24 protein-coding genes are annotated in these 25,253 nt (G+C 28.7%); 11 read left to right on the top strand and 13 right to left on the bottom strand.

Annotated features, from left to right (window positions below):
- Positions 1 to 75: 75 nt before the first annotated feature.
- Both murA and ACH2BO_RS05700 read left to right on the top strand, forming a co-directional pair.
- Positions 76 to 1,386, top strand: coding sequence for a UDP-N-acetylglucosamine 1-carboxyvinyltransferase (gene murA / locus ACH2BO_RS05705; RefSeq protein ID WP_395043788.1), 1,311 nt, complete (start codon positions 76 to 78; stop codon positions 1,384 to 1,386).
- 79 nt (positions 1,387 to 1,465) lie between these two features.
- Positions 1,466 to 2,233: a sulfite exporter TauE/SafE family protein gene (locus ACH2BO_RS05700; RefSeq protein WP_395043787.1), complete on the top strand. Its 768-nt coding sequence runs from the start codon at positions 1,466 to 1,468 to the stop codon at positions 2,231 to 2,233.
- 7 nt (positions 2,234 to 2,240) lie between these two features.
- On the opposite strand, the gene ACH2BO_RS05695 is transcribed toward ACH2BO_RS05700, so the two are convergent.
- The 4 genes from ACH2BO_RS05695 to ACH2BO_RS05680 all read right to left on the bottom strand — a co-directional run bounded on the left by ACH2BO_RS05695 (position 2,241) and on the right by ACH2BO_RS05680 (position 6,311).
- Positions 2,241 to 2,600 (bottom strand): hypothetical protein, encoded by a 360-nt coding sequence (locus ACH2BO_RS05695; RefSeq protein WP_395043786.1) that lies wholly within the window; start codon positions 2,598 to 2,600, stop codon positions 2,241 to 2,243.
- 46 nt (positions 2,601 to 2,646) lie between these two features.
- A complete protein-coding gene (locus ACH2BO_RS05690) occupies positions 2,647 to 5,121 on the bottom strand; it encodes a DUF5686 and carboxypeptidase regulatory-like domain-containing protein (protein WP_395043785.1) in 2,475 nt (824 codons plus the stop codon).
- A gap of 145 nt (positions 5,122 to 5,266) precedes the next feature.
- Positions 5,267 to 5,686, bottom strand: a complete 420-nt coding sequence (gene aroQ, locus ACH2BO_RS05685) for a type II 3-dehydroquinate dehydratase (RefSeq protein ID WP_395043784.1) — start codon at positions 5,684 to 5,686, stop codon at positions 5,267 to 5,269.
- Between the two features lie 73 nt (positions 5,687 to 5,759).
- The gene (locus tag ACH2BO_RS05680; RefSeq protein WP_395043783.1) at positions 5,760 to 6,311 is read right to left on the bottom strand and encodes a porin family protein; all 552 of its coding nucleotides are present in this window, start codon (positions 6,309 to 6,311) and stop codon (positions 5,760 to 5,762) included.
- A 193-nt stretch (positions 6,312 to 6,504) separates the two neighbouring features.
- Between ACH2BO_RS05680 and ACH2BO_RS05675 the strand changes: the two genes are divergently transcribed.
- The 5 genes from ACH2BO_RS05675 (at position 6,505) to ACH2BO_RS05655 (ending at position 10,932) form a co-directional block, all read left to right on the top strand.
- Positions 6,505 to 7,104, top strand: a complete 600-nt coding sequence (locus tag ACH2BO_RS05675; RefSeq protein ID WP_395043782.1) for an outer membrane beta-barrel protein — start codon at positions 6,505 to 6,507, stop codon at positions 7,102 to 7,104.
- A gap of 197 nt (positions 7,105 to 7,301) precedes the next feature.
- The gene (locus ACH2BO_RS05670; protein ID WP_395043781.1) at positions 7,302 to 7,859 is read left to right on the top strand and encodes a porin family protein; all 558 of its coding nucleotides are present in this window, start codon (positions 7,302 to 7,304) and stop codon (positions 7,857 to 7,859) included.
- Between the two features lie 80 nt (positions 7,860 to 7,939).
- Positions 7,940 to 8,836 (top strand): site-specific tyrosine recombinase XerD, encoded by an 897-nt coding sequence (xerD, locus tag ACH2BO_RS05665; RefSeq protein ID WP_395043797.1) that lies wholly within the window; start codon positions 7,940 to 7,942, stop codon positions 8,834 to 8,836.
- Positions 8,837 to 9,029: 193 nt separating this feature from the next.
- Positions 9,030 to 10,553, top strand: a complete 1,524-nt coding sequence (locus ACH2BO_RS05660) for a PAS domain-containing protein (RefSeq protein ID WP_395043780.1) — start codon at positions 9,030 to 9,032, stop codon at positions 10,551 to 10,553.
- On the top strand, positions 10,540 to 10,932 hold the full coding sequence (locus ACH2BO_RS05655) for a response regulator (RefSeq protein ID WP_395043779.1): 393 nt from the start codon (positions 10,540 to 10,542) through the stop codon (positions 10,930 to 10,932). Before ACH2BO_RS05660 ends, ACH2BO_RS05655 begins: the two co-directional genes overlap by 14 nt.
- 50 nt (positions 10,933 to 10,982) lie before the next feature.
- Here ACH2BO_RS05655 and rny read toward each other — a convergent pair whose 3' ends face one another.
- The 3 genes from rny to ACH2BO_RS05640 form a co-directional block, all read right to left on the bottom strand.
- A complete protein-coding gene (gene rny / locus ACH2BO_RS05650; RefSeq protein ID WP_395043778.1) occupies positions 10,983 to 12,545 on the bottom strand; it encodes a ribonuclease Y in 1,563 nt (520 codons plus the stop codon).
- Positions 12,546 to 12,765: 220 nt separating this feature from the next.
- Positions 12,766 to 13,059 carry a cell division protein ZapA gene (locus tag ACH2BO_RS05645; protein WP_395043777.1) on the bottom strand — a complete coding sequence of 98 codons (294 nt, stop codon included), beginning with the start codon at positions 13,057 to 13,059 and terminating at the stop codon, positions 12,766 to 12,768.
- Between the two features lie 4 nt (positions 13,060 to 13,063).
- A complete protein-coding gene (locus tag ACH2BO_RS05640; protein WP_395043776.1) occupies positions 13,064 to 13,354 on the bottom strand; it encodes a hypothetical protein in 291 nt (96 codons plus the stop codon).
- Positions 13,355 to 13,548: 194 nt separating this feature from the next.
- On the opposite strand from ACH2BO_RS05640, the gene ACH2BO_RS05635 reads away from it, so the two are divergent.
- From ACH2BO_RS05635 to ACH2BO_RS05625, 3 genes are read left to right on the top strand one after another with little or no spacing between them, the layout of a single operon-like run.
- A complete protein-coding gene (locus ACH2BO_RS05635) occupies positions 13,549 to 15,243 on the top strand; it encodes a M23 family metallopeptidase (protein ID WP_395043775.1) in 1,695 nt (564 codons plus the stop codon).
- Between the two features lie 6 nt (positions 15,244 to 15,249).
- Complete coding sequence (locus tag ACH2BO_RS05630) at positions 15,250 to 17,721, top strand: carboxypeptidase-like regulatory domain-containing protein (protein WP_395043774.1); 2,472 nt, start codon at positions 15,250 to 15,252, stop codon at positions 17,719 to 17,721.
- A gap of 39 nt (positions 17,722 to 17,760) precedes the next feature.
- A complete protein-coding gene (locus tag ACH2BO_RS05625) occupies positions 17,761 to 18,477 on the top strand; it encodes a hypothetical protein (protein ID WP_395043773.1) in 717 nt (238 codons plus the stop codon).
- Positions 18,478 to 18,697: 220 nt separating this feature from the next.
- On the opposite strand, the gene ACH2BO_RS05620 is transcribed toward ACH2BO_RS05625, so the two are convergent.
- From ACH2BO_RS05620 to ACH2BO_RS05595, 6 genes are all read right to left on the bottom strand, one after another.
- The gene (locus ACH2BO_RS05620; RefSeq protein WP_395043772.1) at positions 18,698 to 18,877 is read right to left on the bottom strand and encodes a hypothetical protein; all 180 of its coding nucleotides are present in this window, start codon (positions 18,875 to 18,877) and stop codon (positions 18,698 to 18,700) included.
- A gap of 14 nt (positions 18,878 to 18,891) precedes the next feature.
- Complete coding sequence (locus ACH2BO_RS05615; protein ID WP_395043771.1) at positions 18,892 to 20,739, bottom strand: ABC transporter ATP-binding protein; 1,848 nt, start codon at positions 20,737 to 20,739, stop codon at positions 18,892 to 18,894.
- Positions 20,739 to 22,487: a phospho-sugar mutase gene (locus ACH2BO_RS05610; RefSeq protein ID WP_395043770.1), complete on the bottom strand. Its 1,749-nt coding sequence runs from the start codon at positions 22,485 to 22,487 to the stop codon at positions 20,739 to 20,741. The genes ACH2BO_RS05615 and ACH2BO_RS05610 overlap by 1 nt, the downstream gene beginning before the upstream one ends.
- A 252-nt stretch (positions 22,488 to 22,739) precedes the next feature.
- Entirely contained in the window at positions 22,740 to 23,240 is a 501-nt protein-coding gene (locus ACH2BO_RS05605) for an ORF6N domain-containing protein (RefSeq protein WP_395043769.1), read from the bottom strand.
- A 45-nt stretch (positions 23,241 to 23,285) separates the two neighbouring features.
- Positions 23,286 to 24,242, bottom strand: coding sequence for a glycosyltransferase family 2 protein (locus tag ACH2BO_RS05600; protein ID WP_395043768.1), 957 nt, complete (start codon positions 24,240 to 24,242; stop codon positions 23,286 to 23,288).
- Complete coding sequence (locus ACH2BO_RS05595; RefSeq protein ID WP_395043767.1) at positions 24,242 to 24,772, bottom strand: DUF4199 domain-containing protein; 531 nt, start codon at positions 24,770 to 24,772, stop codon at positions 24,242 to 24,244. The genes ACH2BO_RS05600 and ACH2BO_RS05595 overlap by 1 nt, the downstream gene beginning before the upstream one ends.
- Positions 24,773 to 24,993: 221 nt before the next feature.
- Here ACH2BO_RS05595 and ACH2BO_RS05590 point away from each other — a divergent pair, with 221 nt between their 5' ends.
- Positions 24,994 to 25,245, top strand: coding sequence for a type B 50S ribosomal protein L31 (locus ACH2BO_RS05590; RefSeq protein ID WP_395043766.1), 252 nt, complete (start codon positions 24,994 to 24,996; stop codon positions 25,243 to 25,245).
- Positions 25,246 to 25,253 lie beyond the last annotated feature (8 nt).

The following is a 25,253-nucleotide window of genomic DNA, read 5'->3' as shown; positions in this document are numbered from 1 at the left end:
GTAAAATGAATAATGAAAATTGTTTTCTAATTTACTCATTATACATTTTACATTTTTACACTTTACATTAAACATATGGGAACTTTTAAAATTGAAGGAGGAATTCGATTAAAAGGTGATGTTACACCGCAAGGAGCTAAAAATGAAGCGTTACAAATACTATGTGCAGTACTTCTTACTCCAGAAAAAGTTGCAATTAATAATATTCCAGATATTATTGATGTAAATAAACTGATTACACTTTTAGGAAACTTGGGTGTGAAAATTCAAAAAAACGGTCAAGGTTCAATTACTTTTCAAGCTGATGATGTAAATGTTGGTTACCTAGAAACCGAAGCTTTCAAGAAAGAAGGCGGAAGTTTGCGTGGTTCAATCATGATTGTCGGTCCGCTTTTGGCTCGATTTGGTAAAGGATATATTCCAAAACCTGGCGGTGATAAAATTGGTAGACGTCGTTTAGATACACATTTTGAAGGTTTTATAAATCTTGGAGCCAAATTTAGATATGAAAGAGAAGATCACTTTTATGGTGTAGAAATTCAAGGAAGATTAAAAGGCGCTTATATGTTACTAGACGAAGCATCTGTAACTGGAACTGCAAATATTGTTATGGCTGCAGTTATTGCCGAAGGAACAACAACAATTTACAATGCAGCTTGCGAACCTTATTTGCAACAATTGTGCAAAATGTTAAACTCGATGGGAGCAAACATTAAAGGTGTTGGTTCTAATATGTTGATTATTGAAGGAGTTGAATCGCTTGGTGGTTGCGAACACAGAATTCTTCCAGACATGATTGAAATTGGTTCTTGGATTGGTCTTGCGGCAATGACAAGAAGCGAAATTACTATTAAAAATGTTTCTTGGGATAATCTTGGAGTGATTCCAAGTGTGTTTAGAAAATTAGGAATTACACTCGAAAGAAAAGGTGATGATATTTATATTCCGGCTCACAACGATGGTTATACAGTAAAAACCGATATTGATGGTTCTATTTTAACAATTGCAGATGCACCTTGGCCAGGATTTACACCAGATTTATTAAGTATAATTTTGGTTGTAGCAACTCAAGCTAATGGTGATGTTTTGATTCATCAAAAAATGTTTGAAAGCCGTTTGTTCTTTGTAGATAAATTGATAGATATGGGAGCAAAAATAATGTTGTGTGATCCGCACAGAGCTGTGGTTATGGGACATAATTTTCAATCACAATTAAAAGCAACAATAATGAGTTCGCCTGATATTAGAGCAGGAATTTCGTTATTGATTGCAGCACTTTCTGCCAAAGGAACATCTACAATTCAAAATATTGAACAAATTGATAGAGGTTATGAAAGAATTGATGAAAGACTTCGAGCTCTTGGTGCTAATATTGTTAGAGAATAATTTTTTTAGAAAATAGAAAAAACAGAATAGAATATAGAAAATAGAGGCGCAAATTGTGCCTCTATTCATTTTGTAAACCATGGAAACCTACATAATAATTTTACTTTGCATAGCATCTTTCTTTGCAGGATTTGTAGATGCAATTGTTGGCGGTGGCGGATTGATTCAAACTCCTGTTGCTTTAATATTATTGCCTAATTTGGCAGTTTCATCAATTATTGGAACATTGAAAATTCCAGCTTTTAGTGGTACTTCTTTTGCAGCAAATCAATATTTAAAGAAAGTAAAAATGAATTGGAAATTACTTTCTATCATGGCAATTGTTGCTTTTGGTTCTGCTTTTTTGGGTTCTTTTACTTTGACTTTGGTTAGTAATGATTTCATGAAACCATTATTGCTGGTTATACTCACTTTAATAGCAATTTATACTTTTGCAAAAAAAGATTTTGGAACACATCAAGAAAAGTTTTTAACTCCTAACAAACAACTTTTTCTTGCAATTCTAATGAGTATTTGTATAGGTTTTTATGACGGATTTATTGGTCCAGGAACAGGAAGTTTTTTAGTTCTAGGTTTTGTAGCCATTCTTGGCTTCGATTTTTTACATGCTTCTGCTAATGCCAAAATGGTGAATTTGGCAACTAACTTTGGCTCAATTTGTCTCTTTGTTTTAAAAGGAAAAATAATTTGGGCAATTGCAATTCCAATGGCGGTTTGTAATGCTTTTGGTGGTTTTATGGGAGCAAAACTCGCTATTAAAAAAGGAAACGAATTTATTAGAATCTTTTTTTTGATAATTGTAGTTGGAACTTTAATAAGGTTTGGATATGATGTTTTCTTTAAATAAAAAATAGTTATTCAAATTCTGAATAAATTGTTTTATCATCAACTAAAATCTCAACTATATTTTTACTTGTAGTTCCAAATGGCGCTAGTGGTGTCCAGTTTTTAGCATAACTAATGCTTACGATCTTACCAACAAAATCATTTTTCGACTTTTCTAATTGAAATCCGTTTTCAAGACCACGATTTATATAATATGTGATTTTATCATTTTCTAATTCAAAAATTAAATCTTTTACACCACCTTCTGAAATTGATTTTACAATTCCTGTAACTTTTGTACTATTGCTTTTTGTAATATCAATTGGTTTTAATCCAATTACTAAAAAGGCAATAACAATTGCAATAATTATATAAATTAATTTTTTCATTTTATTTGATTTTATTATTTATTAAAACGCAAATAATTATTAGATATTATTCAACAATATTCAAAAATTTTAAGCCAAAAACAACTGCATCGCCTTGATAACCATTTTGATAAGAACGAATATAATCTACTCTCAATAATCTAAATTTTCCAAAACCAAGATTGTCTAATCCTATTGATACTTCTTGATAAGGTTTTCTTTCTGGAATTGCCAAATTATGAAACCCTAATACCAACTGCGATTTTAATTTATTGAGTAAAGGAATTTTATTCATCAAATATCCTTTATCATTATGCTCAGCATGAAATTCTATAAAACTATCATTAGTACTTGCAGTATAATAAGGTAAATTATTAAAGACATTTGTATAAACATCGCCATTAGATATATGAGTTTGATTTCCGTTAAAATGTCTATAATCTACAAATGAAATATTTTGTGCATTAAAAAATTTACCAGCTTTTAAATTCAAATTCATTTCGCCTTTATTCCCAATAGTTAAGTAATGAGAAATTCTTGCTGATACTAAATCATATTCATATTTTTTGTCTGTTGCTGCAAATGCTTTTTCGTATGATAAATTTATATTAGGATATTTTTCGTTTCCAATGTTGTATTTTCCATCTGGTCTAGTCCAATATTGTTGACCAAATTTTATTCTAGCATTAATTGATGCTTTTGCCAAATTGTGTTTGTCGATTGCAGGAGTTATAAAATCATTTGGCAGTAAAGGATTGTTTGAAGAATAAACATCTGACGATTTTACAAAACTTTGATTGGTTGTGTTCCAAAGTGGTTTTCTTTCAGAATATTCTATGTTCAAATTCATATTCAAACCATTAATTACTTCGCGACTAAAATTGGTAGAAACAAAGTTTTTTTCATATAATTTCATAAAATTATTTTTAAAAGCTAGCGAACTTACAGAGTTTACTATATTAGAAATAGGATTACTTCCATTAAATTGGTTTACACTACTGCCACCATAAATATTTAAATAACTATTATCAATATTGTTGAATTTTCTTGTAAAACTTCCAGAAATTCTCAATTTTTTTTCGGCAAAGCCATAATCAAATCGAGTTCCAAATCTTGTAAACGTTCTAGTGTCTTCGTCACGTTTAAAATAAGACAATCCAACTTGAGTTTTCCATCCTTGAACTGTGTTGAAAGTTGTAGACAATAATGGTCCTTCATAATTTAATGACCATTTCTTAAAAGTATTTCTATAAGAATAACCAGCTATAATATCAGTCAAACTAAATTTATTGCGCTTATTATCAGTTGAATCTAAATATTTTTGAGATTTTTTCTTTGTTTGCAAAGCATCTTTTTTAAGATAATCTGTACTTTCTTCGACAGTTAATGGTACAGGACGAATGGTTTCCCAAAAAGAATCTTCTTTTTTATTGGCATTTTCTTCAAATTTTAAAACTTCACTAGTAAATGTTTTCTTTTGGAATTTTTCAGGAAATTCAAAATTAGAATACACATAAGTAAAGTTTCCAGAGATATTAATTCCTAACATTCCTGCTACAAAATCAATCGTTTGTGTGTTTTTAGTCCAAATTTTAGTTTTAGAATTATAACTAAAATTTTGTTTTAACACCAAAGTATTCAAGGCAGGATTTTGCATCTGACTTCCTTTTATACTTAAATCTACAGCATAAATCGCATAATTGTCGTCTTCAATATATATAAAACCTTCCATCACTGGTTCTGAGTTTCTTTTGGCTGTAACTTTAATTTTATTTATAATTTTATTATTTTCATCTGCAAATGACCCATCAAATTTGTATTTATAATAGTTAAACGCGTTATCTGCAATTGGCGAAACTACTTTTACATCAAACTCTAAGTAGTTTTCATAAAAATCAAAATTGGCTTGCGCAGCATTATTAAAACTAAAACCATTATCGTTTCCGCTAACTTTAGAAGCAACTATAACTTCTTTCATTTTATCTGGTTTTTGAAAAGTAATTTTAGAAACAGTTTCTGATAAATACAAAATTCCACTTCTGGTTGAATCTATTACATCATCAAAAAAATCTAACTTTTGTCCCATGATAGATTTTGGTAAATTCTTTACTCTAAATATTCCACGAGAATAAAAATCGGCGTTATATTTTGAGGTTTTACTTGAATTTTCTTTTCTGTTAACAATTGCTTTTTTTATTATTTCATTTGCCGGATTGGCTTTAGGATCAATAGAAATTTCTGTCAGTTGTAAATCTTCTTCTATTAATATTGCATCTGCAAATTGTGGTACTTTATCATATTCAACAACCTTTTTATCAGTTTTATAACCAAGATATTGAAACAATATTACATAAGTTCCAGGCGTTTTTATATTCAATTCATACTTTCCTTGCTCGTTGGATGTTGTACTTATGTAAGTGTCTTTTACATAGATATTAGCAAAAGCAATTGGTGCACCTTTAGAATCACTAACCGTACCTTTAATTTGAGCAAAACTAATAATTGAAAACAGTAAAAATAGAAGAGAAGTAATTTTTTTCATTAGTGTTGATTTTAATATATAGACGATTTTGGGATTGAAATGGTTGTATGTATTTTTTTTTTACACAGAGAACACTCACGTTGCACAGAGATTTTAATTATATAATAAAACGTTTTATTCCTTCTTTTAGAAGTTTGGTATGAAATCAATTCAATAAAAAAGATTGTAATGCCAATTCATAACTCTTTAATCCAAAACCAACAATAACACCTTTTGCATTAGGTGAAATATAGGATTGATGTCTAAAAGTTTCTCTCGAAAAAGTATTAGAAATATGAACTTCAATAACTGGTGTTGAAATTGCTTTTACTACATCGCCAATAGCAATAGAAGTATGAGTATATGCGGCACTATTTAATATAATTCCGTCATAAGAAAAACCTGCTTCTTGAATTTTATCAATTAATTTACCTTCAACATTGCTTTGATAATAGCTTAATTCTATAGTTGAATATTTTGTTTTTAAGGTATTAAAATAATCTTCAAACGATTCTTTGCCATAAACTTCGGGTTCTCTTTTTCCGAGAAGATTTAAGTTTGGGCCATTAATTATAATTATTTTCATGGTTAAAGGTTTTTGTAAAAATAAAAAAACCGCCAATATAAATGAGCGGTTTTGTAAAAGTTTTTGATTTATTTTAAAACATATATCCTAAAGAAGCCTGTACAACACTATTTTTTATTTCGGCATCACGTTTAGCTTCGGTTAAACCTAGACCATATCTAGCTTGAACAAAAAAGTGTTTGCCAAGTTTATAACCCAAACCACCAACTACTGCAAAGTCAAAAGTATTAGAATCACTTGCAACTACAGCATTTCTTTCACTCAATAAAAAAGATGCTTGCGGACCAAGTTCTAAACTCAATCCATCAGACAAATAAAACTTTGCTACAACAGGAATTGAAATATAACCCAATTCATTTTTAAATTGGTTCCCCAAAGTATTTAATTCTGCACCTTGAGAAGAGTATAAAAGTTCAGGTTGAAGCGAAAAGTTTTTTAGTACTTTAACTTCTAATACTAATCCTGCATGAAAATTAGTAATGGCATCAGTAGTAACATCTGTGCCTGTATAATTGGCATAATTAATTCCGGCTTTGAGACCAAGTTTCATTAATTCGCTTTTTTGAGAATAGCAATTGCTGATAAAAAGTAGAAATAAAACTACAGAAATGGGTTTTTTTATCATTTTTTAATGATTTTAAATGGTTTGTAAAAATGTTTTTTTTAGAATTAATAACGAAATATCAATTAACTTATTGTATTTCAGCTTTTTTAAATTTATAAATTGTTAACAACTATGTTAATAACTGCAAATTGAAATACTATGCCACACTTTAAATGGGTTTAAATTTGTAGCATAAATTTTAAACAAATAAAAAATGAAAAAAATTATTTTAACAGTAGCTGCAGTATTCGCTTTTGGATTTGCTAATGCTCAAGACAAAAAAGAAGATTCTGGTGCAGGATTTTCAAACGGAGATGCTTACATCTCAGGATCATTTGGAATTAACTCTACAAATGACAAAAACACAGATATTAAAACCAATGGTTTTGACATTTCTCCAACAGTTGGTTATTTCTTTACTGACAATATTGCTTTAGGAGCAAGAATTGGTTTTAGTTCAGATAAAACTGATAACTCTGGAACAACAACTTCAGATGATAGTACATTATCTGCTGGTTTATTTGGTAGATATTACTTTACTCCAGCTTCTCAATTTTCTGTTTTTACAGAATTAGGAGCTGATTATGTAACTGCCAAAGACAAAATTTCAAATGTAAAAGCTAATGGATTTGGTGTTAACGTATCTCTTGGTTTAAACTATTTTGTTTCAGACAATTTTGCAATTGAAGCTACTTATGCAGGTTTAAATTATGCAAGCGCTAAAGTTGATCTTCCAGGTGCTAAAAATGTTTCAGCATTTAGCTTAGGTGGAAATTTAAGTTCAGTTTCTATTGGGTTATTATACAAGTTCTAATATTTTAGAATTTAATAAATTTGAAACCACGCAATTTGCGTGGTTTTTTTGTTTATATATTTAACTAAATTTAATTATTAATTATTTTATGATGTAAAATCGTTAAAAACTCTGTTAATAACTATTAATTGATTTGTTTAACATAAAATAAAATCATTATAAATTTGTTCTAATTAATTTTAAAACAAAAACAAAACATGAAAAAATTATTATTTGCTGCGGTTGCAGTAATCGCGTTTGGTAGTGCTAACGCACAAGAAACAAAATTTGGAGCTAAAGCCGGACTTAACATGTCTAACTTAACAGGTGATGTTGAAGACAACTCTATGAAAGTAGGATTTCATATTGGAGGTTTTGTAAACATTGGAATTTCAGAAAAATTTTCTGTACAACCAGAATTATTGTATAATACAGGTGGAGCAAAATTTACAGGTGGTTCAACTAATTTAAGTTATTTGAGTATTCCTGTTATGGCTCAATACAATATTACTGAAGAATTTAGTTTAGAAGCTGGTCCACAAATTGGTTTCTTAATGTCTGCAAATGATAAAGCTGATGGTGGTGGTAGTGTAGATATTAAAGACAGTTTGAATTCTACTGACTTTGGATTAAACCTTGGTCTAGGTTATGATGTTGCAGAAAACATTAACATTGGGTTAAGATATACAATTGGTATGTCAAACATTCTTAAAGATTCTGGTGATATAAAAATTGGAACAAGTAATTTAGGTTTATCATTAGCTTACACATTCTAGTTAATAAAAATATAATTGATTATTAAAACCTCTCAAATCGAGAGGTTTTTTTATGACTTAAAATGTTGTTTCTTTGTTTTATGAATTGGAGTTCCTATATAAAAAGTTATCAATCCTATCTCAAAATTGAAAGAGGATTATCTAAAAATACTATAGATAATTATACCTTAGATATTGAACGTTTGTGTCTTTTTTTAGAAGAAAATAATCTTGATTTTTCACCTATTAATATTAATGAAGAGACTATTCAACAATTTGTTTATTCAGTTTCTAAAGTAGTAAATGCACGTTCACAGGCAAGAATAATTTCGGGATTAAAAAGTTTTTTTTCGTACTTGATTTTTGAAGATTATAGAACAAACTCTCCGCTAGAACTTATAGATTCACCAAGATTAGGAAGGAAATTACCTGATACATTATCTGTAAAAGATATTGATGATTTAATAGCAGCAATAGATTTATCTAAACCAGAAGGTGAAAGAAATCGTGCCATGCTCGAAACTTTGTATGGATGCGGATTAAGAGTTTCAGAACTAACTACCCTCAAGATTTCAGATTTATTTTTTGACGAAGGTTTTATAAAGATAACAGGAAAAGGAAATAAGCAACGCTTTGTTCCTATTAGTGAAGTAACCCAAAAATATATAATGCTTTATAAAAATTTGATTAGAAGTCATCTTCAAATTCAGAAAGGTCATGAAGACACTCTTTTTTTAAATCGAAGAGGAAAACAACTAACTAGAGCAATGATTTTTACAATTATAAAAGATTTAGCTGTTAAAACTGGACTCAATAAAGCAATTAGCCCACATACTTTTAGACATTCATTTGCAACACATTTGTTAGAAAACGGTGCCGATTTAAGAGCAATACAACTTATGCTTGGTCATGAATCTATTACTACAACCGAAATTTATGTACATCTTGACAGAAAACATCTTACTCAAGTTATGAATACTTTTCATCCTAGAAAATAATATTTTTAGTATTAGTTTACTTTTTTCTATTAATTTAAGTAAGAAAATATTTATATAAAATGTTAAATATGTTAAAATTAATGCATTTTAACGTTATAAAATGTACTTTATCGATATTTTTATCATATTTGTCAAGTTATTCTTAAACAGCTTGTTTTGCAATAATATAATTGGTCCCAAACCTAAAAAAAACATGAAAACAAATACAACTAATAATTCCTACATATTAGATGAAAAGCTTAGCTTTTATGAAAAAATATTAAACAATATACCTGATTTAATACTTCAACTAACAATTTCGCCAGAGAACGATATCTATTTTTCTTACCTTAATAAAACTATTGTTTCATTGTTTGAAGTAAATAAGTTTGAATTAAGAGACAAATCGATTAATATAATTAGTAAAAGAATTCATAATGATGATAAAGAAAATTTCTTTAATTCACTTTTTAATTCTAAAAAAACTTTAGAAAACTGGTCTTGTGAATTTCGAGTTGTATTAATTGATAAAAAGATTCAATGGTATAAAGTTGATGCTAATGTTGAGAATGATTCAGTTGGAAACACATTGTTTTATTGTAGTTTAACTAATATTTCTAAAATAAAAAGTCGAGAATTTAAAGTTCAAGAATCAGAAACTCGATATCAGTTTGCTCTTGAAGCATCTAAAAAAGGTATTTGGGATTACAACATCGAAACTGGAGAAGTTTATTTTTCTAAAGAATCTTTAGAAATTTTGCAATTCAACGAAAGTGACCAAATAAATACAAATACTAAATGGGATGAACGAATTCATCCAGAAGATTTAGAGAATTATCTTGATCATATACAAAATCATAAAGATGATAAATCACAATATTTTGAAAACACTAAACGTGTTTTAGCCAAAGATGGTTCCTATAAATGGATATTAAGTATTGGTAAAATAATTCAAAGAGATTTAAATGGATATCCTTTAAGAATTATTGGAACACATAGTGATGTTACCGCCGAAAAATTAAAAGAAAAACAACTTTTAGGAAATTTAGATATAATTAGTGAACAAAATAATAGACTATTAAATTTTGCACATATTGTTTCGCACAACCTACGTTCGCATACAGGGAATTTTGAAATGTTGTTAAATCTAATTGAAACCGAAAAAGATGATGAAACTCAAGAAGAATGTTTTAGGCATTTAAAAACTACATCCAATTCTTTGTCTGATACCATAGAACATTTAAAAACATTGGTTGATATAAATTCTACTCCAATTCATGTAAAAGAATATTTGCGTTTGAATGATTATTTAAACAAAACTTTGGAAATTTTAAGTGCTGAAATTAAAAAAAATAAAGTTATTATTGAAAATAACATTAGTAATATTGAAGGAGTTAATTTTAATCCTGCCTATTTAGAAAGCATACTATTAAATTTTACAACAAATGCAATAAAGTATTCTCATCCTGATAGAATTCCTAAAATTATTTATACATTTGAAAAAAATGAAAATAAATCGTCACTTGTTATAAAAGACAATGGACTTGGGATAAATCTTGATAAACATGGTGAAAAATTATTTGGAATGTATAAAACATTTCATAAAAATGAAGACGCTAGAGGAATTGGATTGTTTATTACCAAAAACCAAATCGAATCTATGGGAGGAACTATAGAGGTTGAGAGTAAAGTAAATGTAGGAACCACTTTTAAAATAAATTTTAATGAAGAAATTTAATACTATTTTTGTTGTTGATGATGATTTAGTTTATCATTTTATTATGAAAAAGTTATTTTCTAAATGTAATATAAATGCAAATACAAGTTATTTTTTTAATGGATTAGAAGCCATTCACAACATAAAAAATAATGCACAAACTGATAATGTACCAGATTTAATCTTGTTGGATATAAATATGCCAGTTTGCGATGGATGGCAATTTTTAGAAGAATTTAGAAAATTAAAACAAAATTTGAATAAAGAAATTACGGTTTATCTTGTAAGTTCTTCTAATGATATTTCTGATTTGAATAAATCGAAACAATATGAAGAAGAAATAAAGAAATATTTTTATAAACCAATGACACAAGAAGATTTTGAAACAATCTTTACATAAAAAAAGGTTCGTTTATACGAACCTTTTTTTATGTAGTATAATTCTAAATATTATTTAGCAATATTTACAGCTCGAGTTTCTCTAATAACTGTAATTTTTACTTGACCAGGATAAGTCATTTCAGTTTGAATTTTTTGAGATATTTCAAACGATAAATTTTGTGCCATATCGTCGCTCACTTTTTCACTTTCTACAATAACTCTAAGCTCACGACCAGCTTGTATTGCATAGGCATTTTTAACGCCATTAAATCCAAAAGCAATTTCTTCTAAATCTTTTAATCGTTGAATATAAGAATCCAATACTTGACGACGAGCACCAGGTCTTGCACCAGAAATGGCATCACATACTTGAATAATTGGCGAAATTAAATATTTCATTTCAATTTCGTCGTGGTGAGCACCAATAGCATTGCAAACTTCTTCTTTTTCTCCAAATTTTTCTGCCCACTGCATTCCTAAAAGAGCGTGAGGCAAATCACTTTCAGCATCTGGCACCTTTCCTATATCGTGAAGTAAACCAGCACGTTTGGCCAATTTTACATTTAATCCTAATTCAGCAGCCATTATTCCGCAAAGTTTTGAAACTTCACGCGAGTGTTGCAATAAATTCTGACCATAAGAAGAACGATACTTCATTCTTCCAACTATTTTAATTAATTCTGGATGTAAACCATGAATTCCTAAATCAATCACAGTTCGTTTTCCAACTTCTATGATTTCATCATCTATTTGTTTAGTGGTTTTAGCAACAACTTCTTCGATTCTTGCTGGGTGAATTCTTCCATCAGTTACTAATTTATGTAATGATAAACGTGCAATTTCTCTTCTTACAGGATCAAAACAAGATAGGATTATTGCTTCTGGAGTGTCATCTACAATAATTTCAACACCAGTTGCAGCTTCTAGAGCACGAATATTTCTTCCTTCACGACCAATGATTCTTCCTTTAACATCGTCAGATTCTATATTGAAAACAGAAACACAGTTCTCTACAGCTTCTTCTGTTCCAACACGTTGTATTGTACTAATAATTACTTTTTTGGCTTCTTGAGCAGCAGTAAGTTTAGCTTCTTCAATAGTTTCTTGAATGTGAGCCATGGCTTTAGTTTTTGCCTCAGCTTTTAAACTTTCAACTAATTGTTCCTTGGCATCTTCGGCTGACAAACCAGAAATAACTTCCAATTGTTCAATCTGTCCTTTATGCATTCTTTCAACTTCTTGATGCTTTTTATCAAGCATTTCAACTTTAGAGGTATATTCTAATGTTTTTGCTTCAAAATCGTCGTTTATTTTCTTGGCTTTAGATAATTCACTAGAAACTTGCGATTCTTTATCACGAATTCTTTTTTCAACTTCGGCCATTCTTTTTTCTTTGGCTAAAATTTCGGTTTCGTGTTCTGATTTTAATTCTAAAAATTTCTCTTTTGCTTGAAGTAATTTGTCTTTTTTAGTGTTTTCTGCTTCAAATTTTGCATCCTTAAGTATTGATGCCGCTTCGTTCTTTGCATTTTTAATAAAGTTAGATGCATTACTTTTTTCTAGCATTTTTGCTACAGCAAAACCTCCAGCAATTCCAACTATTATTCCGATAATTATAGATACTATGTCCATGTTTGTGTTAAAATTTATATATAAAAAAAACCTACATTAATTGCTTGAATAAACTCGTATAGACAAGTTTTGAGCTAACTCACTGTTCAAGCTTCCAACTCAAGGATGGCATGCTATAGAAGCGACGATTTACTCATTTTAATTTGTTAGTGTTGAGTTTACCAAAAATGAACTAATGTAGGCAGTATTTTTAGCTTATTTAAAAGAACGTTTTTTATTATTATTTATTAAGATACTCGTCTAAAATTGTATTTAACTTTGTTAATCTTTCTATTGATTCAGAACCATCAATGGCGTTATCTACTTTTTTTTGTTCAACCTGAGATGCAAATTGTAAAGCACACATTGCCAATACATCTTGTTTATCTCTAACGGCATAACTTTCTTCAAATTGCTTAATCATTGAATCAATTTTTTTAGAAGCACTTCGCAATCCTTCTTCCTGAGACATATCTACTGTTAATGGATAAACTCGGTCTGCAATTGATAATTTAATTTTAAGCTTTTCATCCATAGTTTTAATCTGATAGCTGTGCTATGCAATAATCAATTTCACGAATTAATGAATTTATTTTAAGCTTTGTATCTCTTTTATAATCTTCACTGCCCAGTAACGAATTGGTTATTTTGAGTGTTTCATAATCTTTTTTTAACGTTTCAACTGCCAAATCTTGATTTTGAACTGCACTGCTAGAAATTTTTAATTCACTCTGTAACACTTGATTTTTTTGTTCTAAATCATTTATTTTATTAAACAATTTTTGAATCTTAGTTTCAAGAGTATCAATTATTTCTGCAATTTCACTCATACTTCACAATATTCATTACTTAATCTTACAAATTTATAATTCCTAATCTATTAAAGCAATATTTTTAGTAAAAAAGTGCATATATTTTTTCTTTTAATTCTAATAAATTGTTTAGTAGTGAGTTATAATTAAGAATTATATTTATTTTACTACTAATAAACTTTTTTATATTTTAGCCAAAAACCTATTAATAAATGAAATTTATACCAATTACATTATTATTTGCACTTTTATCATTTGCACAAAAGCAATTTCCTAAAGATGAATTTAGATTACCGCTTGATATTCCAATGCAATTATCAGGTAACTTTGGAGAGTTGCGACCAAATCATTTTCATGCTGGATTCGATTTTAAAACCAACCAAAGAGAAGGTTTAAACATATATGCAGTAGGTGATGGCTATGTTTCTAGAATAAAAATTTCTACTGTTGGATATGGTAAAGCAATTTATATTACTCACCCAAATGGCTATACAACTGTTTATGGACATTTGCAAAAAGCTGTTGGAAAAATTCAAAATAAAATTATAGAATTGCAGTATGCAGAAAAAGCTTATGAAATTGAAGCTTTTTTTAAAGCAAACGAATTGCCTGTAAAAAAAGGTGATGTTATTGCAATTTCTGGAAATACTGGCGGTTCTGAAGGTCCACATTTGCATTTTGAAATTAGAGAAAATAAAACCGAAAAAACAATAAATCCGTTGTTGTTTGGGTTTGATAAATTTTTGCCTGATACTAAAAAACCTATTGTTACAGGACTTGTAGTTTTTCCTATAGATGAAAATTCTATTGTAAATCAATCACAACAACCAGTAAACCTAAATTTATCGCTACAAAAAGATGGAACTTATATGTCAGAAAAAGTTTTGGGTAAAGGAAGAATAGGTTTCGGAATAAATGCTTATGATATTGATAATGTTTCATTTAATAATAATGGAATTTACAAAGCTGCATTAGAATCTAGCGGAAAATCAATCTTTAGTTATGAATTAGATGAACTTTCATTTGATGAAGCTAGATTCATTAATTATTTTATTGATTATAATCGATACAAAAAATCACATCAAAGAATTCAAAAACTCTTTATGAAAAACAATTATTCTTGGAGCAATATTAAAGAAAATTTTGAAAATGGAATAATAGATATAATGCCAAATTCTAATCAAATAAAGAAAATAGAGATTTCTGATTTTAATAATAATAAAACAATAATTACAATTCCAATATCATATTTAGACATTAAACCAACATTAATATCTGATATTAAAAAAACTCCTTACTTGGTTAAATATACTAGAGAAAATAATTTTGAAAAAGATAATGTAATCATAGATTTTCCTGCTGCAACTTTTTATGAAGATTTTTATTTGAATTTTGATGTTAGAAATAAAATACTTTATTTACACGATGATACTGTTGCTGCTCACAGTAATTTTACTATATCTTTTGAAGATTCAATTTCATCAGAAGAAGATAAAAAAAAGATGTTTATTGCAGCAATAAATAAAAATAAATTAAATTATATTGCAACAAAACTTACTGCTAATACGTTCTCTTGTAAAACAAAATATCTTGGACAGTTTACATTGGCCAAAGATACAACTTTGCCGAAAATTGTTATTGCGAAAAGTATTGAAGGTAAATGGATTACGGCTCAAAAGAGTGTTTCGCTAACTATTTCGGATGATTTGTCTGGAATTAAAACCTATAATGGATATTTAAATGATAAATGGGTTTTGTTTGAATATGAATCTAAATTAAAAAGAATAACACATATTTTTAACAACGAATTATTGTTGGAAGGAGCAAATAAACTCAAAGTTGTAGTGACAGATAATGTCGGAAATTCTACTATCTTTGAAACTCAATTTAATAGAAGTCAAAAATAATAACTATTGAAAGCACAAAATCACCTTTTATCATTACTTTTTATATTAGTAAGCTTTTTTTCATTTGCACAATCTGCAAAAGTAACTGGAGTCATTCTTGATGAAAACAATAATCCTGTAGAAGGTGTAAATGTTAGTTATCAAAGTAAATCTACTACAACCAACAAAGATGGATTTTATGTAGTTAATGTTCCTTCCAATCAAAAAGTGGTTTTAGTTTTTACACACATTTCTTTAAAAAGAATTACAGCAACCTATCAATTAAAAGATAACGAAATTCTAGAATACAATCCTGTTATGAGTGATAGTGATGAGCAATTGAGCGAAGTTATTATTACTAGTAATAAACGTAGAGTTCAAGGAATTATAAGTGTTTCATCAGATGTAATTAGAAAAAATCCAAGTGCAAATGCTGGTGTAGAAAGTGTTTTAAAAACTTTTGGTGGAGTAAATAATAATAATGAATTAAGTTCGGGTTATAATGTTCGTGGCGGAAATTATGATGAAAACCTAGTTTATGTAAATGAAATAGAAGTTTATAGACCATTTTTAATTAGATCTGGTCAGCAAGAAGGTTTGAGTTTTACCAATACAGATTTAGTTAAAAATATAGATTTTTCAGCAGGTGGTTTTCAAGCAAAGTTTGGTGATAAAATGTCTTCGGTTTTAGATATTACCTATAGAAAACCAACCAAATTTGGAGCAGCATTTGAAGCAAGTTTTCTTGGCGGAAGTGCAGCAGTTGATTTAGTTTCTAAAAATAAAAAATGGTCAGCAATTACCGGAATTAGGTATAGAGACAATTCACTTTTGGTAAACAGTCAAGAAACCCAAACCAATTTTAAACCTACATTTGTTGATGTTCAAACCAACGTAAACTTTGATGCATCTAAAAAATGGAAATTTAGCTTTTTGGGAAATGCTTCTCAAAACAAGTATAATTATCAGCCATTAACGCGTCAAACAAATTTTGGAACTATTAGTGAACCAATTGCACTTTTAGTTTTTTATGAAGGACAAGAAAATGACAAATATCAAACTTTATTTGGAGCTGTAAAAACAACTTTCGTTGCAAGCGAAAAATCTAATTACAAATTAATAACATCTGTTTACCATACTCAAGAACAAGAATATTATGATATTGATGCTGCCTATTATCTTGGCGAAGTAGATTCTAATATTGGTTCAGAAAATTTTGGTAATGTAACTTATAATAGAGCAATTGGTGCACAATTAAACCACGCAAGAAACGATTTAGATGCTTTAATAATTAATACAGAAATTAAAGGAACACACAATGTCAAGAAAAAATTTCAGATTGATTGGGGTTTAAAATATACTCGTGAAGATATTCGAGATAGAATTGTTGAATGGGAAGTTATAGATTCGGCAGGATTTTCAATAAATCCACCAATTATTGATTTGCCACAAAATGACCAACCTTATAATCCTTATGTTGGACCATTAGTTCCTTTTCAAGATGTTAGAGCAACCAATTTTGTTACTATTGATAGGTTTTCTGGTTTTGCTAAATTGAACACCAAAACAACACTTGGGAAAAGTGATTTATGGATGAATTTTGGAGTTAGAGCACACAATTGGTTAGTTTCTGGTGATGCAATAAATAATGGTAAAAGCCAAACAGTATTTTCGCCTAGAGCACAATTTTCTCTCAAACCAGATTGGGAAAAAGATATGATTTTTAGATTTTCAACCGGGTTTTATTACCAACCACCATTTTATAGAGAATTGCGTGACCAAAATGGAGCTTTGCAACCCAATGTAAAAGCTCAAAAATCTATTCATTTTGTATTGGCAAATGATTATAATTTTAAAATGTGGAGTCGACCTTTTAAACTTGTTTCTGAAGCATATTACAAAACAATGACCGATGTAAATACTTATACATTAGAAAACGTCAGAATAAGATATCGCGCCAATAATGATGCAACTGCATATTCATATGGATTTGATTGCAGATTAAATGGAGAATTTGTACCAGGAACAGAATCGTGGTTTAGCTTTGGATATTTAAAAACAGAAGAGAATCAAGATAATAGAGGATTAATTGCACGACCAACAGATCAACGATTAAAGTTTGGTATTTTATTTCAAGATTATATGCCAAACATTCCTAATTTGAAATTATATTTAAATTTAGTTTATAATACTGGTTTGCCTGGCGGATCACCATCTTATGCAGATGTTTATCAATACCAAAGTCGTTTGAGAGATTATCGTCGTGCCGATGTTGGATTTTCTTATGTATTTACCGAAAAAAATAATGAACGACCAGATGGACATTGGATAAAGAAATTTGAAGATTTAGCCATTGGTTTTGAAATATTTAATATGTTCAATAATCAAAATACTATTACTAATACTTGGGTTCGTGATGCTTATACCAAGAATCAATATGGAATTCCTAATTACATGACAACAAGAGTTTTTAATCTAAAACTGACTGCAAGATTGTAGAAATATTTCACTATTTTTGACTATCTAATTATTACTATTATGAAAAACATTTCTAAATATATTTTGCTTTCTTTCTTTACGCTTTTAGTAAGTTGCAAAGAAGAAGTTGAAAAACCCAAAGTAATTTATGAAAACGCATCAAAACCAAAAGAAGAGTTAAAAGTTGATGCAAGCAAAATTTTACTTGCCGATTTGCCTCTTCAAATGGAAGGAACATCGGTTTTGCTTTTTCCAATAGGAGAATTTAGTATTTCTGATAGTCGTTCTAAAGTAAAATATTCTGGCTCAGATAGAGAAAGTTTTGTGGTTTCTAATTCAAGTGAGTTTGAAATTACAGGTTATTTAAGCAACTTTAAATTTCAACAAATTGGTTCAGATTCTTTGACAGTTTTAACAGATAAACCAGTTTTGATTGAACGAGTTACTTATTTAAAAACTTTTGCAGACAAAACTAAAAAACAACTATTAGTCTATGTTCTGGAAGATATGGATTCTAACAAAGACGAAAAATTAGACAGTAACGATATTAAAAACTTATATATAAGTGATGTTTCAGGTAAAAATTTTACAAAATTATCTGTTGAATATCAAGAATTAATAGATTGGAATATCATTGATTCACAAAACAGATTATACTTTAGAACTATAGAAGACATCAACAAAAATGGAGATTTTGATAAAGACGATAAAGTGCACTATCAATTTGTAGATTTACTATCTAAAGATTGGAAGGTTCAAGAGTACAATCCTATTTAATAAAAATAAATTATATTTTCTTATTAAAAGAATATATTAATAATCACAGAGATTAAAACTGTAATTAATTTCATGACGATTGTTACCATAATTCTGTTTGTATAAAGTTTTGGCAAGATTTAAAAAACAATTATTGTAAATGTACTAATATAATTATTTAAACAAATGTTAAATCTAACAAAAATATTTAATTAAATTTATTCAAATCGTTATTTTAAAGTTAAAATCCTTTTGGAAATCGCATAGAATATTGTCCAACATAATAACCTAAAAGTACCCAAACTACTATAAAAGTACTAATATAATGTTCTACCTTTTCATCACCCAAAAAATAAATGCCAATAAAAATTGACGCTACAAAAAACACAATAAACAACATTCCAAAATATTCTCTTTTCATAATTTGAAATTTAATTATTCAAAACTCTGTAAAGTAACTAGATTAGCATACGTTCCATTTTTAGCCAAAAGTTCTAAATGCGTTCCTTGTTCTACAATTTCGCCTTTTTTCATCACAATAATGGTGTCAGCTTTTTGAATTGTAGATAATCTGTGCGCGATTACAATTGATGTTCTGTTTTGCATCATATTTTCTAAAGCAACTTGAACTAATTTTTCACTTTCAGTATCTAATGCTGATGTAGCTTCATCAAGAATCATTATTGGTGGATTTTTTAAAACTGCTCTTGCAATTGATAAACGCTGTTTTTGACCACCCGAAAGTTTGTTTCCTGCATCGCCAATATTGGTTTCAAATCCGTTTGGTAAGTCTTTTACAAATTCATAAGCATTTGCAATTTTTAATGCTTCAAATACTTCTTCATCAGTTGCATTGGGTTTTCCAATAAGAATATTATTTTTTATAGTATCATTAAAAAGAATAGAATCTTGTGTGACCAAACCAATTAATCCTCTTAACGAATTCATTGTCATATCTTTAATATCAATTCCGTCAACAGAAATGGTTCCTTCTTGAACATCATAAAAACGAGTCAATAAATTAGCAATAGTACTTTTTCCGCTACCAGATTGTCCAACAAGCGCTATAGTTTTTCCTTTAGAAACTTTAATAGAAAAGTTTTTCAAGACATTTTCATCTTCATATTTAAAGTTAATATTTTTAATTTCTACAGCAGTATCAAAAGAGGTTTTTACAATTGCATTTTCTTTATCTGTAATTGTGTTTTCAACTTCCAGAACTTCAAAAACACGTGCTGCGGCTGCTAATCCACCTTTTACTTGATATGAAGCTTTAGAAATTGCTTTTGCTGGAGTTAATATATTGTATGCTAAACCCATATACGCCAAAAATTTTGCACCATCTAATAATGGTTTTCCATTGGCGAATTTTTCAACTAAAACCATATTTCCACCGTACCATAATAATATTGCAATTACGACAATTCCCATAAACTCACTCATTGGCGATGCTAAATTGTTTTTTCTTCCAATACTATTCGATAAATTTAACAATCGAGTTACAGAATTATCAAATTTAGTTTTAAAATTTGACTCAGCATTATAACTTTTTACCACTTTTAAACCCGACAGACTTTCTTCTACAATAGAAATTAAATAACCGTTTTCATATTGAATTCGTTCTGATTTTGATTTTAAACTTTTTCCTATTTTAGAAATTACAAATCCAGAAATTGGAATAAAAATAAATACAAATAATGTAAGTTTTACACTTATGGCAAACATTGCAATTATTGTAAAAACTATTGTCATTGGCTCTTTTACAATTAATTCTAAGATAGAAAAAAACGAATTTTGAACTTCGTTTACATCGCCCAACATTCTTGCCATAATGTCTCCTTTTCTTTTTTCAGAATAGTAGGAAACTGGTAAATCTATTATTTTGTTATACATTTTATTTCTCAAATCTTTTAAAACACCGTTTTTTAGATGCATTAAATGATTAGATGCTAAATAGTTAAATAAATTTTTAAATAAGAAAGTTGTTATTACAAGTAAAACTACTAAAATTAAAGCAAATTGTGGACCTTTAGTTTCTGTAAGTTGGGTTATGAAAAAATATAAATAATCATTTCCATAATCCAAAATACTAAAAATTCCTTTATAAACTGGTGTTTTAGTAACTCTTTCGGCGTCATTAAACAACACTTTCATCATTGGAATTAATGAAATAAACGAAAGTGTACTAAATAATGCATACAGAACATTAAAAATAACATTCCAAACAACGTTTGATTTGTATGGTTTAACAAAAGGAAATATTTTTTTTATATTTTCATCCATTAGATTAAATTCATATCAGTAATTATATTTTTTATTTTGTCATCTAGTTCTCTTTCAACAGAAATAGCATTTTCAACAGAATCTAAAGGTGCATTGACACTAAAATAGAATTTAATTTTTGGTTCAGTTCCACTTGGTCTTGCACAAATTTTAGAACCATCTTCTAGATAATAAATCAACACATTTGATTTCGGAATTAAAATTGGTTCAACTTCATTAGTAAATACATTTTTAGAAGTCGAATTTTCATAATCATCAATACAAACCACTCGTTGATTATTGATTTCACTCATCGGATTTTCACGCAAATCAACCATCATTTGATTGATTTCTTGCAAGCCAGAAATTCCTTTTTTAGTCAATGAAATTAACGATTCTTTATAAAATCCGTGATCTACATAAAGGTTTAAAAGTTCTTTATAAATAGAACTTCCAGCAGCTTTGGCTTGTGCAGCAATTTCGCAAATTAATAAGGTTGCACCAACGGCATCTTTATCTCGAACGGCATCGCCAACCATAAATCCAAAACTTTCTTCGCCACCACCAATAAATTGCTCGTTTGGAAAATCTTTAATAAATTTTGCAATCCATTTAAAACCAGTCAAACCCACTTTGCATTCTACATTATAAGCACTTGCTAATTCCAACATCATTGGTGTAGAAACTATAGTGGAACCTATAAATTGTTTTCCATTAATTTTATGGTTACGTTTCCATTGTTCTAATAAAAACGCAGTCATAATAATCATTGTTTGGTTGCCGTTTAAAAGCATCATTTTGCCTTCGTTATTTCTAACCGCAACTCCAAGCCGGTCAGAATCTGGATCAGTTCCAACAACAATATCAGCATTTTTTTCTTCTGCAAGTGCCATTGCCATTGTCAACGCTTCTGGTTCTTCTGGATTTGGCGATTTCACTGTCGGAAAATTTCCATTAGGTTCAGCTTGCTCTGCAACAATATTTACGTGACTATAACCTGCTTGCTCCAAAACCGTTGGAATAGATTTTATAGAAGTTCCGTGTAAAGATGTATATACAATTTTTAAATTTTCTTTAGCTTCTTTTGGAGTATTGAAACTGCAATTTTCTAATGTCGATTTTACAAAAGCTTCATCAACCTTCGTATCAATATATTCAACCTGACTGCCGTTAGGCATGTTTAAATTTTCGTTGGCTTCAAATTTTATTTCGCTGTAATTCAATGCTTCAATTAACTCAATAATTTCTCTATCTTGTGGCGGAACCAATTGTCCACCATCTTGCCAATATACTTTGTAACCATTGTATTCTGGAGGATTGTGCGATGCTGTTAATACAATTCCGGCGTGACAATTTAAATGTCTAACCGTAAAAGATAATTCTGGCGTAGTTCGCATTTCGCTAAATAAATACACGTGAATTCCGTTGGCAGAAAAAACATTAGCAACTATTTTAGCCAAAGTATCGCTGTTATGACGACAATCATAAGCAATTGCTACTTTTATTTGCTCGCCAACAAACGACTTTTTTAAATAATCCGACAATCCTTGAGTGTTTTTTCCTAACGTATATTTATTAATTCTGTTAGTTCCAACACCCATAATTCCTCTCATTCCGCCAGTTCCAAATTCTAAGTTTTTATAAAAACTTTCCTCTAAATCCTTTGGCGACGAAGTCATCATTTCTTTAATTGCGTCATGTGTTTCGCTGTCAAATGTTGGCGATAACCATTCGTTTACTTTGTCTAGTATGTTTTTTTCTATGTTCATAACTGTCATTGCGAGGCACAAAGCAATCTCGTCTTTTTTAATTTCTCTGAATTTATTTCAGAGTCTCAGTAGCAACTTCCGGCTATTCATTTCAAGTTTTTGCCCTAATTCCTTTTTTTGCAAAAATAAAAAAGAGCTTCTATGGTCACTTTTTTTATTTGGCAAAAAATAGTCATTAGTCCAAAAAGCTTTTCATTACTACTGGCCTGTCGGCAGACAGGTCAGGGCTAAATTCTTACTATTATTCAAAAATTATTTTTTATATCCAATTTTAGTTCTTTCTTTAACTTCTTCTTTGTTATCTTTTTCAACTAAATAATTCAATACATTATATATTTCTGGAAACTGACCTTCAATTTCATTTATTCTATTTTGCAATTCAGTATAATTTATTGCAAATTGTCTAATAGTTACAAACGTTCTCATTATTGAAATATTAATCTCTATAGCTTTATCACTTTTTAAAATACTAGAAAGCATTGCAATACCTTGTTCAGTAAATGCAAAAGGTGAAAACTTAGTATGTTGTCCTCTTCCTAAATTCTTTAAGGACGAAATTTTAGTCCTTAAAGAATTGAATTCAATTTCGGTTAACTCAAACATAAAATCTTCAGGAAAACGATTTATATTTCTCCTTACAGATGCTTTAAGTCTTTTATTTTCAACTTCATATAAATCTGATAAATCAAAGTCAAGCATCACTTTACAACCTCGAATTTCATAAATTTTATTTTGAATAACCTCTATTTCCATAGTATGTATTTGTTTGAGGACGCAATTTTTGTCCTCAAGTTGTACTTATAAATTTACTTCAGTAGCAATTTTATAACGTTCCTCATTATTTTTTGTACGAAGTATAATTTCGCCAAGAAATCCTGCAAGAAATAATTGTGTACCAATAATCATTGCGGTTAACGCTATATAAAACAGTGGATTATTAGCAACTAAAATTGTTTCGTATCCAGAATATAGTTTAACCAATTTTACAACTATAATAAACAAGGTTGCTATAAAACCAATTAAAAACATTAAAACACCAAAAGCTCCAAAAAGATGCATCGGTCGTTTACCATAACGTGATAAAAACCATATAGTTATTAAATCTAAAAAACCATTTATAAAACGATTAATTCCAAATTTAGATTCGCCATATTTTCTAGCTTGATGAATAACTACTTTTTCTCCAATTTTTCCAAAACCAGCATTTTTGGCAAGTACAGGAATATATCGATGCATTTCGCCAGAAACTTCAATATTTTTGATAACTATATTTTTATAAGCTTTTAAGCCACAATTAAAATCATTTAAATGCACACCAGAAGTTTTTCTTGCAGCCCAATTAAATAACTTAGAAGGTAAATTTTTAAATACTACAGAGTCGTATCGTTTCTTTTTCCAACCAGAAACCAAGTCAAAATTTTGATCTAAAATCATTTTATATAAACCTGGAATTTCATCTGGACTGTCTTGTAAATCGGCATCCATTGTAATAATTACATCGCCTTGCGCTTCAGCAAAACCTGCGTGTAATGCTTGCGATTTTCCAAAATTTCTCAAAAAACGAATTCCTTTTACAGATGTGTTTTCTTTAGAAAGTTGTTCAATTACATTCCAAGATTCGTCAGTGCTTCCATCATCAATAAAGATAATTTCATACGAATAATTGTTAGCTGTCATTACCTTTACAATCCATGAATGTAATTCGGGTAACGATTCTTGCTCGTTTAATAATGGGATAATTATGGATAAATTCATTAATTATGTTCTGTAGTTTTTGATTTAAAAATTGCAGCCAAAATAAATCCAAAAATTGCAGCTATTAGAAAATACATAAAAAGTCCTTGAACTTGCTTCATTAAAGAAAATTGGTCTGTTTTTTCAATTTCGCTAATTGCTTTATTGATTTCAGATGTAGGAGTGCCAAATTTTTCTAATAATTCAGCTGTAAATTTAATTGACATTTCTTTTAAAGTCTCTTTTAAAGATGGATCAATTAGATTGAATAAAATAATTTCAAATAATGTAGCCAATAAGATTCCAATTACTGATGCAATAAAATAAGTTGTAAAAGCATCTTTAAAAGTGAATATTCCTTTTAACTCTTTTTTTGTTTTAGATAAGAGTAAAATGAACAGTGTTAAATAAACAGTAATTTTAAAAAAAGAAATCCATCCTGACAAAAATAACTCGACGTTAAGAGAATATATTATTGTAGTTAAAAGTATTGAAAACGACCCAATAATTAATCCATAATTTATGGCATTTTTCTTAATAACTTCATTCATAATTTATAAGTTTAAAATTAATTCACAAATATAATAATTCTTAACACATTGTGAAGCTAAATTAATGTCAAAAAAAACAAAGTATTTATTTGAAATAAGAAATAATATTGTACTTTTGCAAACTGAAATTAAAAATAATAAATAAAAGTTTTAGTAAGTCGATACCTTTTATACAAAAGCATCAAGACAAACTATTTCATAACAAATAAAAGATTTACACAATGAAACAAGGAATTCACCCAGAAAATTACAGATTAGTTGCTTTTAAAGACATGTCTAACGAAGACGTTTTTATAACTAAATCTACAGTAGAAACTAAAGAAACTATTACACACGAAGGTGTTGAATATCCAGTTTTTAAAATGGAGATTTCTAGAACTTCTCATCCTTTTTACACAGGTAAATCTAAACTTATTGATACTGCAGGACGTATTGATAAATTTAAAACTAAATATGCTAAACACGCTAAATAATTTTTTAG

The sequence above is a fragment of the Flavobacterium sp. genome (assembly GCF_043773265.1).
Taxonomy (GTDB): domain Bacteria; phylum Bacteroidota; class Bacteroidia; order Flavobacteriales; family Flavobacteriaceae; genus Flavobacterium.
This window is presented reverse-complemented; position numbering and strand designations above follow the sequence as displayed.